Source organism: Nocardiopsis sp. CNZ308 (genome assembly GCF_004217075.1).
Genome location: NZ_SHKJ01000001.1, coordinates 6,622,448 through 6,641,078 on the forward strand (window position 1 = coordinate 6,622,448; position 18,631 = coordinate 6,641,078).

The 18,631-nt window shown below is 70.8% G+C and carries 14 protein-coding genes; 5 read left to right on the top strand and 9 right to left on the bottom strand.

Annotation, left to right across the window (positions count from 1 at the left end; all coding sequences use genetic code 11):
- Nucleotides 1-103: 103 nt before the first annotated feature.
- Nucleotides 104-1,105, bottom strand: coding sequence for a glycoside hydrolase family 11 protein (locus EV372_RS28490; RefSeq protein ID WP_130398618.1), 1,002 nt, complete (start codon nt 1,103-1,105; stop codon nt 104-106).
- A 392-nt stretch (nt 1,106-1,497) separates the two neighbouring features.
- On the opposite strand from EV372_RS28490, the gene EV372_RS28495 reads away from it, so the two are divergent.
- Nucleotides 1,498-1,791, top strand: coding sequence for an Rdx family protein (locus EV372_RS28495; protein ID WP_019608408.1), 294 nt, complete (start codon nt 1,498-1,500; stop codon nt 1,789-1,791).
- 99 nt (nt 1,792-1,890) lie between these two features.
- Here the strand turns inward: EV372_RS28495 and EV372_RS28500 are convergent, their stop codons facing one another.
- Nucleotides 1,891-3,078: an FUSC family protein gene (locus tag EV372_RS28500; protein WP_130398619.1), complete on the bottom strand. Its 1,188-nt coding sequence runs from the start codon at nt 3,076-3,078 to the stop codon at nt 1,891-1,893.
- A gap of 231 nt (nt 3,079-3,309) precedes the next feature.
- Between EV372_RS28500 and EV372_RS28505 the strand changes: the two genes are divergently transcribed.
- The 3 genes from EV372_RS28505 to EV372_RS28515 all read left to right on the top strand — a co-directional run bounded on the left by EV372_RS28505 (nt 3,310) and on the right by EV372_RS28515 (nt 8,850).
- Complete coding sequence (locus EV372_RS28505) at nt 3,310-3,906, top strand: HD domain-containing protein (protein WP_130398620.1); 597 nt, start codon at nt 3,310-3,312, stop codon at nt 3,904-3,906.
- Nucleotides 3,907-4,145: 239 nt separating this feature from the next.
- Nucleotides 4,146-5,087: a VOC family protein gene (locus EV372_RS28510; protein WP_130398621.1), complete on the top strand. Its 942-nt coding sequence runs from the start codon at nt 4,146-4,148 to the stop codon at nt 5,085-5,087.
- Nucleotides 5,088-5,433: 346 nt separating this feature from the next.
- On the top strand, nt 5,434-8,850 hold the full coding sequence (locus EV372_RS28515) for an AAA domain-containing protein (protein ID WP_130398622.1): 3,417 nt from the start codon (nt 5,434-5,436) through the stop codon (nt 8,848-8,850).
- Nucleotides 8,851-8,977: 127 nt separating this feature from the next.
- On the opposite strand, the gene EV372_RS28520 is transcribed toward EV372_RS28515, so the two are convergent.
- The 4 genes from EV372_RS28520 to EV372_RS28535 all read right to left on the bottom strand — a co-directional run bounded on the left by EV372_RS28520 (nt 8,978) and on the right by EV372_RS28535 (nt 12,683).
- A complete protein-coding gene (locus EV372_RS28520; protein ID WP_130398623.1) occupies nt 8,978-9,337 on the bottom strand; it encodes an MmcQ/YjbR family DNA-binding protein in 360 nt (119 codons plus the stop codon).
- 114 nt (nt 9,338-9,451) lie between these two features.
- The gene (locus tag EV372_RS28525) at nt 9,452-10,000 is read right to left on the bottom strand and encodes a CG0192-related protein (protein ID WP_130398624.1); all 549 of its coding nucleotides are present in this window, start codon (nt 9,998-10,000) and stop codon (nt 9,452-9,454) included.
- 326 nt (nt 10,001-10,326) lie between these two features.
- On the bottom strand, nt 10,327-12,306 hold the full coding sequence (locus tag EV372_RS28530; protein WP_130398625.1) for a caspase, EACC1-associated type: 1,980 nt from the start codon (nt 12,304-12,306) through the stop codon (nt 10,327-10,329).
- Entirely contained in the window at nt 12,303-12,683 is a 381-nt protein-coding gene (locus EV372_RS28535) for an effector-associated constant component EACC1 (protein WP_013153739.1), read from the bottom strand. The genes EV372_RS28530 and EV372_RS28535 overlap by 4 nt, the downstream gene beginning before the upstream one ends.
- 586 nt (nt 12,684-13,269) lie before the next feature.
- Here EV372_RS28535 and EV372_RS29290 point away from each other — a divergent pair.
- Entirely contained in the window at nt 13,270-13,644 is a 375-nt protein-coding gene (locus tag EV372_RS29290; RefSeq protein WP_197044339.1) for a hypothetical protein, read from the top strand.
- 155 nt (nt 13,645-13,799) lie between these two features.
- On the opposite strand, the gene EV372_RS28545 is transcribed toward EV372_RS29290, so the two are convergent.
- The 3 genes from EV372_RS28545 to EV372_RS28555 all read right to left on the bottom strand — a co-directional run bounded on the left by EV372_RS28545 (nt 13,800) and on the right by EV372_RS28555 (nt 18,184).
- Nucleotides 13,800-14,624 carry a peptidoglycan recognition protein family protein gene (locus EV372_RS28545; protein ID WP_130398626.1) on the bottom strand — a complete coding sequence of 275 codons (825 nt, stop codon included), beginning with the start codon at nt 14,622-14,624 and terminating at the stop codon, nt 13,800-13,802.
- Between the two features lie 557 nt (nt 14,625-15,181).
- On the bottom strand, nt 15,182-16,267 hold the full coding sequence (locus EV372_RS28550; RefSeq protein WP_130398627.1) for a type I restriction endonuclease: 1,086 nt from the start codon (nt 16,265-16,267) through the stop codon (nt 15,182-15,184).
- 330 nt (nt 16,268-16,597) lie between these two features.
- Nucleotides 16,598-18,184, bottom strand: coding sequence for a 3'-5' exonuclease (locus EV372_RS28555; RefSeq protein ID WP_130398628.1), 1,587 nt, complete (start codon nt 18,182-18,184; stop codon nt 16,598-16,600).
- Between the last annotated feature and the right edge of the window lie 447 nt (nt 18,185-18,631).

Genomic DNA, 18,631 nt, shown 5'->3' on the forward strand with positions numbered 1-18,631 from the left:
GGGTCCCCGGCGCCGTTCGGTGCCGGGGACCCTCACGTGCCGCTCCGGGCGGCGCGGCGGCCGGGGCCGCCGCGCCGCGGGTGGGTGTGGGCGGCGTCCGGGATCAGTTCGCGTTGCAGGAGACCGTCGGCCAGGTCCAGTTGCCGTTGTGGTCGATCGTCACGCCCCAGTTGTTGCCGTTGCCGTTGGGCCTGGCGGTCAGCACCTGGGAGCTGGGGTAGTCGGCGCTGACGTTCCACGTGGCGCTGATCCTGGCCGGGGACGGCACGTTCATCGTCACGGTCCAGTCGCTCGAACCGCTGACCGAGACGTTGAGGTTGTACCGGTCGCTCCACTGCTGGCCCGCGGACAGGGTCGCGGTGCAGCCGCCGCCACCGGGGTTGCCGGGGTTGCCCGGGTTGCCGCCGCCGCTGGAACCCACGGTGATGTTGGAGCTCCCGCTGCTCTGGTAGCCCTCCGTGGCCATGATCATGTAGTCGTGGTTGCCCAGGTTCATTCCGGCCCGGGCCCACGCGTCGAAGTGGTTTCCGGAGGTGATGGTTCCGCCCGTGCGCCTGGACTGGCGCACGCTCCAGTACTGGGGGAAGGTCTGGATGCCGTCGATGGAGGGGGCGTCGTAGCGCATCGTCCGGTAGATGTCGTAGGTGCCGCCGTCGCTGGTGACCGTGCCCATGTGCGTTCCGGTGGGCCGGTAGGTGCCCCAGTTGTCGACGATGTAGTACTCCACGAGCGGGCTCCTCGTCCACCCGTAGAGCGTCAGGTAGGAGTTTCCGGACGGGTTGAAGCTGCCCGAGTAGGTCACCGCCCTGCGCCCGCCGGTGGGCCAGCCCTTGCCGGCGACGAAGTTGCCGGTGTTGCGCCATGAGGTGGTGTAGTTGCCGCCGGAGCCCAGCTCCATGGAGACGGTCCCCTGGCTGTCGGTCCAGAAGGAGTAGAAGTAGCCGTTGTGGGTGCCGGTCTGGTTGGTGGTGATGGCCGCGCTGGCGGTGCCGGGCAGCAGCGCCAGGGTCGTGACCAGCGCGACCGCGACGGCGCAGACCCGGCCGACGAGCGTTCTGGCGCGGCCTCGTCCGCGGCCGCGCGGGGGTGCGGGGGGATGGTTCATGGGTGCTTCCTCCTCGGGGATTGGGGGGTCAGGAGGCGTGCGGAGGACCGGACCGGGGGTGATCCGACCCGACGGGGACCGTGAGCCCCGTCACAGAGTCAGTGTCCGTCCGGCTCCGCTGTGTTGTCAATAAATTCCGGAATATTCCGGATAACTTGGCGGTCGGCTCTCCTGCCGCACGGCATCCGCCCTGTTCGGTGACGTGCAGCCGTGACTCGCCCACGACCGAACACCCCTGATTCCGGAAGGGTTCCGGATCACGGCGGGCGGTGAGCCGTCGCCCCACGGGCGCGCCAAAGACCCTGCACGCGCGGGCAACGCCTTCGCGCACCGGCCGCGACAATGCGCTCCGGCCTCCCTCTCGGGCCCGTCCCCGTGCCATGCTGGGAGTCATGGAGGTCAAGGAACCGCGGCTGGAGATCGAGTACTGCACCCGGTGCCGGTGGCTCCCGCGGGCCACCTGGATGGCACAGGAGCTGCTGACCACGTTCGAGGCCGAACTCGGCGAGGTCGCTCTCGTCCCGGGCACCAACGGCGTGTTCGAGGTGCGCCTGGACGGGGAGAGCGTGTGGTCGCGCCGGACCGACGCGGCCTTCACCGACGCCGCCGAGCTCAAGCGCCTCATCCGGGACCGGATCGCCCCCGAACACCACCTGGGGCACTCCGAGCTGCCCTCGGACGGCTAGGGGGCGGGGTCACGCCCGTTCGCGCCGGGCGCGAACGGGCGTCTTCGGCGGTGCCGGGAGACCGGAGGCGGGCGACGGCCGCCGCCGGACCCGGACGGTTCAGGAGCGCCGGAACGGCCGACGGCGTCGGCCCCGGTCCCCGCCCCGGGCGCGTCCCCGGGGCGCCCACGGCAGCCACGGCTCGCGCGGCGGGTGGGCGACCCGCGTCTGTTCGTCCTCTCCGGCCAGCGCCCGTTCGGCCCCCTCGGGTTCGAGACCGGCGAACAGCATGATGTCGGTGGCCACCATCCGCACGTACAGGTGGGCCGCCCCGGTCACGGGGTCGTCCACCGCGTCCTCGTCGAAGGGCCCGACCAGGCCGAGCACCCGGTCGACCGCGCGCTGGCGCGCCGCGCGGTCTCCGAGGCCCGTGGCCAGCACGTCGAGCACGGAGGCCATCTCGCACACCACCGGTGCCAGGCGTCGGCGCTCGTCGGTCTCCGTGGCGGCGGTGGTCCGCGCGAGTGACAGGCAGCTCTCCCCGAGGATGATGAGCCGGTCGATCCGCTCGTCCTCGTACCGCAGCGGCTCGGGGTCGGTCCACCGCGCACTGGACCAGCGCACCGCGCGGTGGCTGTTCTCGCGGGCGCGGCTGAGGTCGGCCATCGGCCTGCTCAGAGCGCCCAGACGGTCCACCGTCCACAGGGAGGGGTCCTCGTCCTCCTCCAGCGCGCGGCCGGTCGCGCCGAGCAGGCGGACCATCTCCGCCAGCGCGGCGGCCTCGGCCCGGCGCAGCCGCGAGACCACGCGCGCGGGGAACAGGAGCTGGCTCACCACGAGCGCCACGCCCGCTCCGATGAGGGCGTCGGTGAGCCTGCCGGTCCCGGCGAAGGCCACCGTGAGGATCGCACCGGCCGCCGCCTGGGCGATCACGAGCCGGGCGGCGCCGACGGCGACGGCGATCGCCATCGCCACGCCGGTGGCGGCGGCCAGGGCCCCGTAACCTCCGCCGGTGACGACCAGGGCCAGTTCACCGACGACGATGCCGATGACCACGCCGAGCAGCATCCGCACGGCGTTGGTCCCCCGCTCCCCGCCCGCGGCGTTGAGCGCGATGACCGCGGCGATCGGCGCGAAGAAGGGGGAGTGGTCGGTGACCAGGCCGCCCGCGATGATCCACGCCGCGGTCGCGGCGACTGTGGCCTGTACCACCGATCCCCCGTCCGCGGACAGGCGGTCCAGCGCCGCCGAGCCCGCGCGGGCCGCCGACCGCAGTCCGGCGCGGACGAGGCCGCTCAGAGACCGCATGCCCCTCCCGACGCCTCCGGGTCCGGCGGGCTCCGCACGCCCGCGTGGACACAGCCACTGCCGCCACAGCTACCCATGAGGATCACATGATCACCCTGCGAAACAAAAGCCCCGCGCGTCACTTGGGCAGAAGCCGTCCGCGCCGCCCTTCCTCCGGGGGTACGGCCTCCCCCACCGGGACGGGGAGGAGGCGTGGAAGGTGCGGCCGCCGTTGCGGTTACCTTCGTGGACATGGTGATCCCGAGCGACGAAGAGATCCGCGCGCTGCACGAGAGGTACGCGCCCACACGCGAGGCGTTCGACCTCGTCCACACCCACTGCGAGATCGTGTGCGCGGTCGCCGAGCAGCTGCTCGACCGCTCCGGCCCGGCGCTGGACCGCGCTCTGGTGCGGGCGGGGTGCCTGCTGCACGACATCGGGGTCTACCGCCTGTACGACTCCTCCGGGCGGCTCGACCACGCGCGCTACGTGAGCCACGGGGTGCTCGGTCACGAGGTCCTCGCCGGGGAGGGGCTGCCCGAGGCGCTGTGCCGGTTCTGCTCGCACCACACCGGGGTGGGGCTGACCCGGGAGGACATCCGCGACCAGGGGCTTCCCGTTCCGGAGGGGGACTACGTGGCCGAGTCCGCCGAGGAGGAGCTGGTGATGTACGCCGACAAGTTCCACAGCAAGCGCAACCCGCCGGTGTTCTTCTCCGCCGACTCCTACACCGCGTCCGTCGCCCGCTTCGGCGAGGACAAGGTGACCCGCTTCAAGGAGCTGCGCACGCGCTTCGGAGTCCCCGACCTGGCCCCGCTCGTGGCCGCCCACGGCCACGCCCTGGTCTGAGCCGGGCTCTGTCGGCCGCCGGACCGGACGAGGCGCCCGTTCACGGGGCGGTGACCGTGAACGGGCGCTCCCCTTTTCCGGTGCGCCGTTTCCCGGGGACCGGCGCGGGATCGGCGGGGAGGGCCGCACGACATTTATTTGACAAGGAAGAAACTTCCCTAGGATGGTGTTATCCGGGCAAAGAAGCCCCGACCTCCGAGGCACGGCGAACCCTCGGACCTACTGACTGGGAGACCACCATGTCCGATGCGACCGAGACGACACCGCGGGCGTCGTCCCCGGACGAGCGCAACCTGAGCGACGACGCGGGCATGGACGCCGTGACCCTGCGCGTGGGCGACCTGGAGTCGATGACCTCCTACTACGCGAACGCGCTCGCCCTGGAACCCGTCGAGGAGCGGGCGCACGGCCGCGAGGTGCACCGCGTGCTCGGCCGCGGCCGGACCCCCATGGTCCGGCTGGTCTCCACCCCGGGGCTGCCCGCCGTCGACCCGCGCCAGGCCGGGCTGTTCCACACCGCGTTCCTGTTCGAGGACCCGGCGTCGCTCGCCGCGACCGTCTACCGCGCGGCGCAGGAGCCGCGCAGCCGGTTCGTGGGCTCCTCCGACCACCTGGTCAGCGAGGCCTTCTACTTCACCGACCCCGAGGGCAACGGCATCGAGCTCTACACCGACCGGGACCGGTCGGCCTGGAGGTACGACCAGGGACGGCTGCGGATGGGCACGCTGTACCTGGACCCCAACGACTACCTGCGCGCGCACCTCGACGAGGCGGTCATCGCCGAGGGGCCGCACCGGGCGGGCAGGGTCGGACACGTCCACCTGCAGGTCGGCGACATCGAGACCGCCAGAGCCTTCTACGTCGACGCCATCGGGTTCGAGACCACGGTCGACACCTACCCCGGCGCGCTGTTCGCGTCGGCGGGCGGCTACCACCACCACGTCGCGATGAACACCTGGCAGAGCGCGGGCGCGGGTCCGCGCGCCGCGAGCCTGGGGCTGGGCGACGTGGCGATCACCGTGCCCGCGCGCCAGGACCTCGACGCGCTCGTCGCTCGCCTGAGGGAGCACAAGCTGGACCACGCCGACACCGGCAGGTCGGTGGTGCTCCGCGACCCGTGGGACACACAGGTCACGGTCGCCCTTCCCGGCACCACCACGGAGGAGCTCCTGGACCGCTGACCGCGGCCGCCGGTCGAACCGAACAACCGGCTCCACGTGACCGGCGGCCACCCCCCGAGGTCACTGGGACTCCTCCGGAGCGCCCCTGCGGGGGCTGGCGCCGGCGAAGAGGGCGGCCAGGCCCTCGGAGGACCAGATCGGTCACGACCTCGTGGATACGGCCACCATTCGGCGCGGTTCCTCTGGATGACGCCGAGGGCCCTCTTGGCCGGATGCGGCCACGGGCCTCCCGATCCGCTTCAGGGAAGCCTCTCCGTGAGGAACGCCGTCGCGCAACTGGTATCAACGACGGGTGACTCCCAGCGGACCGAACGTGTCCGCGCGCACCGAACGGAAGAGGGGACCTGTGGCCAGGAGCGACCGGGAACGCGCACACATCGTGGACTTCTGGCGGGCGGTGGAGCTCTTCGAACCACAGAAGGTGGACCGCCCGGACCTCCGAAGCGACACTCCCGTCTGCGACGTGGACGCCGGGCTCCCCCTGCCTTGGGAGACGGGAAGCCCTCTGTGCAACAAGCGTCCGCCGCGCAACACGGTCTGGCGGCACACGGTCCACCTCGGGGTCTTCTCCACGCGGGAGACCAACACCATCCTGGATGAGGCCTTCGGTGCCGACCCTAGGCAGGTGGAAGAGCGGCCCGGCGCCGAGACCGCCCTGGGCGCCTTCGATGTGGACGAACGGGGCCAAGCCCTGCTCGGCACGCAGGTGGTGTCCACCTGCGGTTGGGCCGTCGGCAGGACACTGTCCCCCGGCCCGGCGGCCGAGGACTGGTTGGAGGGGTTCACCGGAGTCGAGGAACGCTTCGAGACCCTCTACGCGTGGTTGGTCGCCGAACCGGGCCCGGGACCGACACGGGCACTGCTCGCCCTGGTGGACGGCGGGCTCGTCTCCGCTCCCCTGGTCGAGCTCTGGGCGGCCGTGCGCGACTCGTTGGACGTGTCGGTCGAAGCGGCCGCCGCGGTCCGCGTGGACGGATTCGACGCCGGGGTGTCGGCCTCGACCGAGGTGTCGGCGGAGGCCACCACTGGGTCGCGTCCGCCCGCCGCACCTGACGACCGGTCCTCGCGGGTGCTGGGGCACGGTGAACTGAAGGCCCTGTGCCAGGTACTGGCCTCGCTGTTGGGCGTGCGGGATCGGCTCACACTCGGCATGCGGATCAGGAGCTATCCGGTCTCCCAGGCCCGGGCCCAAGACGAGGCCGAACGCCAGGAGGTTCTTCTGGCCCGCCAGGCCGGTGACACCGAGGCCCGCCTGGACGAGGACGTGGACTCCGCGGACACCCCTCTGCTGAACAGCTTCATCGCCGACGACCTGGCCATGGTCGCCGAGGCCGTACGCGAGGGACGGTACGGGGCGGCACTGCACGATTACCTCTCCTCCTCCCGGGAGGTGTCCTCAATCTCCCGACGGGACATCCGCGCCGAAGGGGCGGCGGCGGTCCGCCGAGTCTCCCCCGAGTTGACACCATCCGGACGCTGGCCCGCCAAGGACACCCACCCCCTCGCGCTGAGTCAGCAGATCGCGATCAACACCATCACCGACTCGCTGGGGAGGCGGCCGGGCCTGTTCGCCGTGAACGGTCCACCGGGCACCGGCAAGACGACCCTGCTGCGGGACCTGGTCGCACACGTGGTCGTGGAGAGGGCACGGGTGCTGTCCGGCATGGACAAGCCCTGGGACGCCTTCACCACGTGGGGTTCCTGGGAGACCGCCAGGGGGCGGACCTCATTTCCCCGACTGCGCCCGGAGCTCGCGGGGTTCGAGATCGTCGTCGCCTCGGCCAACAACGGCGCGGTCGACAACGTGACCACCGAGATCCCGGGCCGCCAGGCCGTCGACGAGCGCTGGAAGCACGCCGACTACTTCGCGGCCACCGCCACCAACATGCTCGACGACGGAGAGGAGGCCTGGGGGACCCTGGCCGCCCAGTTGGGCAACGCACGCAACAGGCGCAGGTTCGTCAAACGCTTCTGGTGGGGGGACCGCTCGGACGGTTCCCGGGGCGAGCACGGCATGTACACACTGCTCAGGGAGCTCGACCAAGCGGACCGCGGCGACCAGGGCTCGGCCCTGCGGGAGTGGCGCAAGGCTGTCGAGGGGTTCTCCAGGGCTCTGCGGGAACGGGACAGGCTGGTCGCGATCCGTGAAGCGGTCGCCCGCGACGTGGAGCGCCTGCCCGGGCTCCGGCACGAAACCGACCGGGCGACCCGTACCGTGGCCAAGCGTGAGAGGGAACTGGTCTCGGCGCGAGATGACCACGAGGAAACCGTGCTTCGGCACGCGGAGGTCCTGAAGCAACGGCAGTCCGTGGAGGCCGAACGCGCCCAACACTGGGAGTTCAAGCCGGGTTTCTGGGATGTCGTGTTCTCCCTGGGCCGTCGGTTGCGGGAGTGGCAGAAGCGGGACGACGAGCTGATGGGGGTTGTGGGAGATCTGCGCTCGGTCGAACACGAGCGTGGGTTGGAGGAGGCGGAGGCACAGCAGCAGGTGAGCCGGCGCGAGCTCGCCCTGGACACCGCCGACCGCGAACTGGCGAAGGCCCGGAATCGGCTCGTCACGGCGGAGAGGAGGGTGCACGCCGCCCAGCGGAACTGGCCCGGCCATGTGCCCCTCGGAGACCTGCTCACCGACGAGCACGAACGCGAACTGAGCGCCCCCTGGAGCGACCCGGAACTGACCCGGTCCCGCACCGAGGTGTTCCTGGCCGCCCTGGCCGTGCACCAGGCGTTCGTCCGGGCTGTGCCGGGCAAACTCGCCAAGAACCTGCGTGCCGCTATGCAGGTCCTCTCCGGCGAGGTACGCAACGCACCCGCCGACCTGGAGCGTGACGCCCTGCGGAGCCTGTTTTTGGTGGTGCCGGTGGTGTCCTCGACCTTCGCCTCCTACCCCCGGCTCTTCGGCGCCTTCGACTCCGAGTCGCTGGGGTGGCTGCTGGTGGACGAGGCCGGGCAGGCCACACCCCAGCAGGTGGTGGGCGCGCTGTGGCGGTCGCGGCGCGCAGTGATCGTGGGCGACCCGCTCCAGCTGGAACCGGTGACCTCGTTGTCCTTCCCCGCCCAGCAGCACCTGCGGAACCGGTTCGGTGTGGAGGAGCGGTGGTTGCCCGCGCGCACCTCGGTCCAGGCCCTGGCCGACTCGGTGAACCCGTTGGGCACCCTGCTCGACCGCGGCGGGGAGGAGGCCCTGTGGGTGGGCTCGCCCCTACGGGTGCACCGCCGGTGCGAGGACCCGATGTTCACCGTCTCCAACCTGGTCGCCTACGACGGGATGATGGTGTACGGCACGCCTGCCCGTGGGGAACTGGATCTGCCGCCCAGCCAGTGGGTGCACGTTCCCGCGTCAGGTTCGGGTTCGTCGGACCACTGGCGTCCGGCGGAGGGTGAGGCGTTGGAGTGGCTTCTGCGGGGTCTGGACAGGCGCGGTCACCACATGGACGACGTGTTCGTGCTGGCCCCCTTCCGGGCTGTGGCCACCAAGGTGGGCCGGATCGCCCGCGGTTTCGGGGTGCGCCCTGACCGAACCGGGACCATCCACACATCACAGGGCAAGGAGGCCGGTGTGGTGGTTTTCGTGCTCGGTGGATCACCCCACCGGGAAGGGGCGATGGAGTGGGCCAGCCAGACTCCGAACCTGCTGAACGTGGCCGCCAGCCGGGCCAAACGTCGGCTCTACGTGATCGGCGACCACTCCGCCTGGGCGCACCGTAACCACTTCGGGACCTTGGGACGGCACCTGCCGTTGCGCAGGCCCTCGGCAACCTGAACAGACCGTACGAGGTCGCTCCGGGGGCTGAACAATAGACGCGCGGACCACGGGATCCGGCCGGGCCGACGGGTGGGACCGGCCGCGTACGCACGCGGCCGGACCGAGGACCTGTCCGGGGTCCGGGTCAGGCCCGGACCAGGGACGCCGGGGTCGGCGGGGCGGCGATCAGCTCCTCGGGCGCGGTCAGGTACCAGGCCTCCAGGGTGAGCTCGCTGAGCTCGTCCAGGTCGATCCCGTCGAGGTGGACGACCACCCAGCCGAACCCGCCCGCGGTGAACTGCACCTCGAACACCTCGGGCCGCTCGGCCACCAGCGCGGTCTGCTCCAGGAGGGTCTGCTTCAGCCCCACGGTGGCGGTGCGCGGCCACAGGTAGCCGAAGGGCCTGCCGCGCACGCGGAACGTCGTGTACTGGTCCGAGTCCCTGGACTCGCACTCCGGCAGAGCACCCACCAACCGCACGAACCGCTCGATCTCCACACCCATGGGAGGAGCCAACCACACACCGCCGACAGGTCGGCACGCGGAGGGTGCCCGACCACCGGCACCGAGCCCGGTCCCGTGTGTGGCGGGCCCCGCTCGGGCAGGAGGGACCGCAGGTCAGACCAGAGTCGCGACCACCGCCCGCTCGTCGCCCCACCGGGCGAGAAGTCGCACGCTCCCCTCGGGCTCACCGTCCAGGACCCGCTGGACCAGCACCCGTCCGCCCCGGGGGGAGCCGGTGCCGGGCTCCCTGGAGACCACGACCTGCTGGGACCTGTTCTCCAGGCGGCGGCCCTCCTCCCAGACCTCCAGCTCCGCCTGCTCCTGCTCGCCCTCCAGAGCCCGCCGGAAACAGGCGAGGGACACCTCGTCCTCGGTGCCGTCGTAGACCCAGCGCGTTCCCAGGACGGAGTGCTCCAGGGTGCCGACGAGGTGCTCCTCGTGGCCGGGCAGGGGCGCACCCCGGTAGGTCAGCGGCAGGTGGAGCAGACGGTCCCCGCGCCGGACCAGGAACACCTCCACCCCGACCTCGCCCTCCGGGTCGTCGAACCGGTACGCGCCGAGGATCTCGCCGGGCCCCCGGCCAGCCCACGGCTGAGCGTCCAGCCAGGCGCCGATCAGCTCGGGTTTGCTCGGGGTGAGATCGGCCTTGTAGATGATCGCCATGGGAGCCAGTATCCGGCACGGGCGTTCGGGCGGGAAGCCGACCGACCGCGAACCCCTCCCCCACCGTCCGGGTGGGAGAACGCACCCGAAGGCGGTGCCCGGGGGCGCACCGGCGGGACCGCGAACCGTCCCCCGTTTCGTTTCCCCGGGGTCATGTCCCCGGGGTCATGGCGACCAGCGGGCGAGGTGAGCCCCGGAACCGGCGCCCCGGCGCACGCGGGCCGCTGTGTCCGCCCTCCGGTGGGGGACCGACACGCCTTCCGGCTCCTTCGGGCCGTGTGCGGCCCGCGCACCTCCGGTGGCGTCGGCGCCCCGCCGCTCCCGGGTCAGCCCAGGTCGACCGCGAGCGAGTAGAGCCTGGTCGCCTGGGTGTGGCGTCCGTTGTCGTCGGAGACCAGGTACAGCACGCGGCGGCCCTCGTAGGGGGCCTGCTTCATCACGGGGCCCAGGGCCATGCCCTCGACGTTGGCCAGGATCTGGTTCTGCTGGGTCTCGTCGGAGACGATGTCGCCCTCAGGGCAGTCCGCCATGTCGAACAGGAGTTCCTTGTGGGCCAGGAGGTCACCGGCGTTCCTGCTGAGCGTTCTGCCGGTCACGTCCTGGGCGGCGCCGAGGTTCACCTCGTACACGCGGATGGCGTTGCCGAGCCCGCCGAGGTAACCGCGTTCGAGGGCGAGCAGGTGGTTCTCGTCGATCGCCGCCAGCTCCGCGAGGTAGAGGCCCACCTCCGTCTGGTACCCGTACTGGCGGTCGAGTGCGTAGGAGCCTCCGGGCTCGCCCCGGTAGCGCTGGATACGCAGCTGGTGGCGGCCGTGCACGTCCGCGTCGCCGAAGAGCGGGCCCTCCATACCCGCGAACAGGTGGGCGCCGTCCGGGGTGGCGGTCAGGGATTCGAGGTTGCGTCCGGGCTGCGCCTGGCCGAGAGGGGCCGGGAGGAAGGCCTCCGGCAGCGGGAGGGGGTCACCGATCTGCCCGCCGTCGGCGGTCCCGAAACGGCGGATGGACGGTTCGTGCTCGGCCGCGACCAGGATGCTCTCACCGCCGTTCTCCACGACCAGACCTTCGCCGTCGAACGCGTCGAAGGACTCGCCGTCCGGGCCGTAGAGGACCTGCATCCCCGTGACGGTGGGGGCCAGGGCCTCGGGGGCGCCGAGCCCGAGGGTGAAGAACTGCGCGGGCTCGTTGTCGCGGATCACGAGGGCCTCGGAGTCGCCGCCGGTGAGGGCGAGGGCGGACAGGCCCTCGACCGGGCTCCCCAGGTGTTCGTTCTCGGGCGGCTGGTCGAGCTGGTCGGAGACGTCGAGGAGCCGCGCCCGGCCGTGCGTGTCGCAGGGGCCGGGAAACGGTGCGGCGCCGAAGCGCGGGTCCGTCCACTCGCGGAGCTGGTAGCCGCCCAGCCCTCCGAGGAGGAGGCCGGGGACCAGGGTCGCGGCGGCCAGGGAGGCCATCGTGCGGCGCGGCAGCGCCGCGGGGACCGGTACGGGGGGACGCGGGCCCTGCCGGTTGCGCACGAAGAGCAGGTCGCCGACGCCGTTCCGGTCCATCCGCTGCGGCTCCGGGAGGCCCTTGTCGGCGAGCCTCGCCCTCAGCAGGCGGTAGATCTGGTTGAGGGTGAGCAGTTCCTGCTGCTTGTTCCCGGGGTCGCCGCTGGTCAGGATATCGATGAGCTCACCGGTGAAGGCGGTGTGCCTCGCCTCCGGAGGGGCCTTGGCCTGACCGCTCCCGGTGGTGGAGGTCAGGACGTAGGAGCCCTCGATCTCGATCTGCTGCTTCTCCGGGACCGTCGCCCCGTTCCCGGTCATCACTCCGTCGAGCGCCCTGCCGCTGTAACAGCAGTCGAGGATCACGATCTGGCGCTTGACGCTCTTCCGGGACTCCCTGAGGATGTCGCGCAGCACACCGTAGGCGAGCGAGGTCTCGCTGCGGTCGCGCACCGAGCTGGAGAGCGTCAGGTAGAGCTGGTCGTCGCGGATCTCCAGGAGGCCGTGCCCGGCGTAGTAGACGAGCAGGGTGTCCTCGGCCTTGTCCGCGGCGTCGTAGATCGGCCCGGTCAGCTCGCCCGGCAGGGAGGGGTTGCGCACCACCCAGCGCCGGTCCTCGGGAACGCCCCAGAGGTCGGTGTCCGCCAGTGCTCGTTCCAGATCCTTCAGGTTCCGCGGCACCGAGCGCAGATCCGGCAGGTTCTGGTAGGCGTCTACCCCGATCAGGACACAGGCCGACCGGGCGGGGTCCAACCGGCCCCGCCCACCGCCCGCGGTGTCCGGCCGCTCCGCGTCGGACGGCTTCGACGTGGCCTGCTCCGTCACTCCCCGTCCTCCGGCTCGTCCGCGTCCCGGAGTTCCTCCAGGGCGCGCAGCACCGTGGGCAGGTCGTCGAGTTCGGCTTCGGTGAGGGTGATCTTGACACCGTCGCGCTCGAAGGTGAACGAGGAACGGGCCGGGTGCGCGCGCCGCCAGGACGCGATGGCCACGGCGAGCGCGCCGTACTGGGCTCCGAAGTCACAGACGAACTGGACGACCTCGAAGGCGCCGCCCATGACGTCGGGCTCGTCGAGAGATCCGCCCGTGTGCTCCATGGTGACGCCCGCGGCGCGCAGGTTCCCGGCCTCGCCCCTCAGCCACCGGTACAGGGACCTGAACTCGGCGTCACTGGTGGGTCCGTGCACCGACAGTTGAACGTTCATCTCGCAACCTCATGACATCGAAGGCCCGCATCGCCGCCTGGAGCCGGCTCGCACCCGGGGGGCGGGTGCGCAGCCCCGGAGGCGGGGGCCGACACCACCCACAAGGATGCCGGTTTCCCGCTCCCGGTGTCCGGGATTCGTCAGGATTCCCGGCGACCCGGACGGCGACCCGCCGGGCACCGCGGACGGCAGGCGCCGCGGGGGTGTGCGACCGATCCGCGTTTCTCCCGAGGACGACGGACTCCTCCCGCTCGGTTCCGCGAGTCGATGAACTATTTGCCGCTAATGTCCGATCCCCTGCGGTCATGCGGATATTCCGCCCGAGTGCATGCTTGAAAAAGAAGCCACGATCCATATTATGGCCCCATGCTCATACAAAGATTGCAAGCGCTGGCACTTTTTTTCGGCCCGGTCGTTTTTGCCGCATCGCCGTTCTTCTGGAACAATGGACATTACGGCGTGAACGGCGGGATGCTGATTTCGCTGTCCATGGTCCCCTGGGTGTACGGCCTCCTCGGGGAGTACGAGCAGCTGCGCGCACATCCCCAAGACCGCGGGGATCTGGCTCCTGCTGCTCCTGGCGGGGATGTTCGGAAGCATCTCGTTCGGCCTTCAGGGCTTCTTCGAGGAAGCGCTCGGAGTGGTCGACAGGATCGCGCTCGACAGCTTCTCCGAATATCCTCCGCAGAGCCTTCTCGTGCTCTGGCTCCCCGGCCCGGCCTTCCCTCTCTCCATCCTTCTTTTCGGCATGATGATCGGATGGACCGGGGTCGCACCCCGATGGGCCGCCGTATTCATCTGTATCGCGGCCGTCGCCTTCCCGGTGGGTCGGGTCCTGCGACTCGAATGGGTCGCCTACGTCGTCGATTTCCTGGTGGTCCTTCCCTTCTCCTATCTCGCGTGGCGGGCCTGGCACCGGGCGGAGAACGCTTCCCGGGAGCCCCGGGGACCCCGGGGATGACGGACGACCCCGCGCGGCGTGGGAGCGGGCTCGTACCGTGGTGGTGTCCACGCTCGCGACGGGCTCTTCCGCGTCGGCGGCGTCGATCCGCGACCGGTCGGCGATTCTCCGCCAGGTGCCGTCGACGCACCGGCGGCGGTGCTTGGGAACAGTGCCTATCGGGAGAAGTCGTCCGGGCCCCGTGCGGGCCCGTGGTAGAACTCGCGCTCCGGCTCGTCGTCGGGAACGGGCGGGTAGGTGGGACCGTCCTCGCCCGGCTCCTGGCGGGCGGCGACGGCGATGCCCCGGGCACGCATCGTCTGGGCGGCCCTGTCGCGCAGCTCGGGGAGCCTGGAGTACAGCACGTCGCCGGGGCAGGCGGTGGCGTTGAAGTCGCGGTGGCCCAGGATGGCGCCGTGGGGGTTGAGCCCGTAGGCGCCGCACAGCCACGCCAGGGTCTGCACCAGCGCGTCGGTCAGGGCGGCGGTCGGGCCCACGCTCGTGTACAGGCCCTCGTTCTCGATGCCGATGCAGGTGTTGTTGTGGTTGGCCACGTGGGCGCCCACGACGTGGTTACCCGCCGCGATGGCCTCCGGTGTGCGGTCGCGCCCCTCCATGACGTAGCCGCCGCGGCTGATGGTGAGCTGCTGACCGGTGTCGCTCCACCCGTTGGTGTCCATGTGGTGGTTCTGGATCGACCTGGACAGGTTCAGGGCGTGGTCGAGGGAGTAGTTGGTGCTGTTGGGCGTCGCGGTGTGGTGGACCACGATGTAACGGGGCGCGGCGGCCAGGACCTGGATGGGGCTGCTCGGCGGGCGTGCGCCCCAGGCGCCCCGCCAGTACAGGTACGGCTGGGCCGCCTGGACGGCGGCGCTCGTGTCGGCCGGTCGGGCGAAGGCGCTCGTGGCGCCGACCGCACCGAGGGCGGCGGTGGCTGAGGCGATGGTGGCCGCGCGCAGGATGCCGCGCCTGTCCGGACCTGACCTGTGGGTGTTGGTCATGGGGATCCTCAGGGGGTAGCGGGGGTTACTTGCCAGTTCATGAAAAAACATGGACCCCACGGCGCGCAAAGGGTCACATCGCATATTTCCGTGACCGCTTCCGGCCAGAAAAGCAACCCACAGACCCCGTGGCCGGATTCCGTTCGATGTTGTATGAGCGGCGGGGAAGGCGGAAGGGGGATTCCTGCGCTTGCCGTTCCTTTCCGGAATTCCTTCCTCTGCTGGACGGCCGACGGCTGGGCCGGTCGCCTTCCACCCCGAATGGGCCAGGAGGGGCTTCCGGGGAGTGGGGATCGCACGGCGCCCCGCCGCGGCCCGGCGGATGCCCGCGACCGGACCGGTGGCCCCGCGCGGGAGGGCCGGAGCGGTCGTCCGGTCGGAGCCGGACGGTGAGGCGGACCAGCCAGGCGTTGTCGTCCAGGGCGCCGACGCAGACGTCGGCCCGGGCGTGGGCGGCCTGCCGGAACGCGCGCATGAACGTGGGCCCCTCCTTCCGGGCCTGGCCTGAGAAGGAGCGGCCCGAGGCCGTACGGCCGCCGGACGGGACCGCCCGGACCTCAGACGAGGTAGTTGCGCACCGCCTCGCGGATCTTCTCCGCGTGGAGGTAGATCTCGTCGATCGACGCCAGGGGGTGGCGGGTCTCGTTCTTGTCGGCGTCGAAGGTGCCGAGGTACTTCTTCGACCTGGCGTTGAAGTGCAAACGCGCGATCGGCTTCCGGTTGTTGTCGTCCAGCAGGACGGCGAAGTAGCTCTTGGAGTCCCGTTGCGTGACCCGCTGCGGCTTGACCTCGCTGCACGCGATGGCCTTGACCACCTGGTAGCCCTCCAGCTCCTCCAGAGTGGTCTCGATGCTGGTCCCGCGCTCCAGGTCCTCCTCCGCGACGTCCCCACTGCTGACCGGCGCCGTCTCCTCCTGCTGGGGGCGCGTGGACTCCAGAGCCTTCTTCAGCCGGACGTTGACCTGGTCGTCGAGGAAGGCGGCGGTGGCCTCCTTGACGAGCGGTGTGAACTGCTCGCGGGCCCGCTTGGTGAAGGACTTGTCGTAGACGCGGCTGGCGAAGAACTTCACCCACTCGTCCTCGGGGTCCTGGAACTGGTCGGCCAGAGCGCGCTTGATGGCCCCGAGGTACTTGAGCTTCTCCGCCGCGTCGATCACCGAGGTCAGGTCGAAGGAGGCCTTCGTCAGCTTGTGGAGCTCCGGAAGCAGGGTCTGGTCCACGTCGCCGAGGTCGAGCACCATGAACGGCTTGGAGTCCATGCGGTTCGGTGCTTCGAGGTCGGTGTAGAACTGGTACTCCACACCGTTGGTGAGAACCGCGATCCGCGCGTTGGTGACGGAGAAGTAGCGGTAGAGCTGCGAGGCGTGCTCGATCCGCAACTCACCGTTCGCCTTCTTGCACTCGACGAGCATCTGCACCTCATTGTCGCGCATGATGGCGTAGTCGACCTTCTCGCCCTTCTTCATACCGACGTCCGCGGTGAACTCGGGCACCACCTCGCGCGGATCGAAGACGTCGTATCCGAGAACGGTCGCGATGAAGGGCATGACGAAGGCGTTCTTGGCCGCCTCCTCGGTCTGCGTCATATCACGCTGCTTCTGCACCTTGGCGCTGAGCGCGGAAACCTTCTCTTCGAATTCCATAACGGCCCTTCTACGGCAACCCGGTCAGCGAACCCTAGCAAGGGGGAAAGGAGGGTATCCACAGGTCGACACATTCGTTATAACGGCGCCCCCGATGACTTCAGGCATCCCGGAATAGCCCGTCCCCGCCAACGGTGGAACGAGCGAAACACATTCCGGGCAGCCCCGGACGGGGAGGTTCCTCCGGCGAGGAGAACACCGAAGTGCTCCTTTTCCCGCTGTCGGGCGAAGCGCTCCCTGTTCGGCGGACGCCCCGTGGGGGCTCCTGTCCTCCCTTCCCTGCCTGGGTGGGCCCGGTGCGGTGCGCGGCGAACCGGCGGACCCCTGCGGTCACGTCCAGAAGGGCAGCAGACCCGAGACCGCGACCGCCGCTCCCGTGGCCATGAAGAGCAGCGCCGCGCCAGCGCAGCCGCCGCTCTTCTTCTGCGGCTCCACGGTGATGCGGGCGTTGATCCTGTGGGGTCCCCGATCCGATCGGCGCTCGTGTGACGCGGCACGGTCACGGCGTTCGAAGGGCGCCACGAACTGTTCGTGGTACTGCCGGTCCGACAGCTCCCGGGGACGCCAGAACGCCTGCCAGGGCCTCCTGTCCGCGTCCTCCCGCTGCTCGGCCCGGAGCTGGGCGGCGACCATCACCCCGGTCCCGTCGTCGAACAGGCCGCGCTCCGCCTTGTCGACGGCCGCCTTCAGCAGGTCCCAGGCCTCGGCGGGGGTCGCCACCCGGATGCCCGTCTCCCGGGCCTTGCGGACCTTGGCGTCGTCCGCTCCGGGTTCGGCGATGACCAGCCGCACCGTCTTGGTGACGTTGACCCCGACCGTCGCGCCGTGGGACACCGCGAAGTCCACGACCGCGTTCACCGACCCGTCCTCCCCCACGGGAACGACGCGCCAGCCCTTGAGCGGGCCGTTCCTGCGCGCCTTCTCCTGGTCGGCGACGTAGAGCAGGTCCCGGATGACGTGTCCCGCGCCCAGGTTCCTGGCGGCCTTCTCCAACTCCCTGAGCTCGGTGGAGGTGACCCGCCCGTCGGCCTCGGCGCGGGCGCGTGCCTCCAGGAGCACCTGCTCGTGCACCCGGAGCACCGTGGACCGGGTGAACCCGGCCCGGGTGGCGAGCAGGGCCAGCCGCTGCGCCTCGTCACCGACGATCCTCCCGTCCGCGAGGGCGTGCCCCAGCATGGAACGGTAGGCGGCCACGCCCTGGGGGTGGGGGCGGGGCGAGGGGTTCATGTCGGGCAGTCCGGCGGCCAGGTTGGCCAGCCACCCCTCCTGCCCCTTGCGCAGGTCGCTGGTGCGCGGAGCGATCCGTCCGCTGCGGGGCACCTGCGGCGCGGCCACCGGTCCGGCCCCGGACCAGGCGAGCGGCTGCGGGCTCTCGTTCACCAGTATCGAGAGCATGCGGGCGAGGTGGCGCGCGTCGGCCAGGGCGTGGTGCTGCCCCTGCATCCACTCCCCGGTCATCAGCTGGTAGAGCTGGTGCTGGCGGTAGGCGTACCGGTCCAGGTGGACGCGGAAGGCCTGGAGCGTGCACAGCCCGGGCAGCCCGGAGGGGCGCATGCCCAGGGCCTGGAACTCCGCTTCCAGGAACCTCTCCTCGAAGGGCAGGTTGTGCGCGACGACCACCGCGTCGGACAGGTAGGCCACCAGGTCGCCGGCGATGTCGGCGAAGGCGGGCGCGTCGGCCGCCTGGGCGGGGGTGATGCCGTGGAACTCCTCCCCCGCGAGGGGGCGCCCGGGATCGACCAGGGTCGCGTACTCGTCGACGACCGTGCCGTCGCCGCGCATGCGCACCACGGCCACCTCACAGATCCGGTGCCCCCTGCGGGGGTCGAGCCCGGTGGTCTCCACGTCCAGGACGGCGAACAGCATCCGCCGCGAATCGGTTCCCTGGCCTCGGGTCAGGCGGCCGTGGGTGAACATGCGTACCTCCGATGCGGGAGTGCGAGGCGCCGCTCCGGAGAGGGCAGGGGGAAGGGGAAGGGGGGAGGACGGCCGTTCTCCGGGGCGGTCCTCTCCTTCGTCACCGCTTCCTCCGATCCGCCGCGACGGGACCGCATCCCTTTCAGGACCAAAGCCCTGTCTGGGAACGGACAGCCGAGCCGGGTCAACCCGAAGGCCCACGCCACCGTCACATCATCGAGGACTGCCGCGACGTCATTGAAACTAAGATACACACTCAGATTGTGAATATAGTTAACAATAAAGTCTCGGTCGTCGAAGCGGCACCCGGCAGCCCGGATGACCCGCGGCTCGTCTCCCGGCTCCCGGGAGCGCGGAGAAGACACGGCGCCGTCCCGGCACACGGTTCACGCCCTTCGACCGGCTCCGCGCACGGCGCTGCGCCAGAGCTTCCCGAGGAGGTCCGGC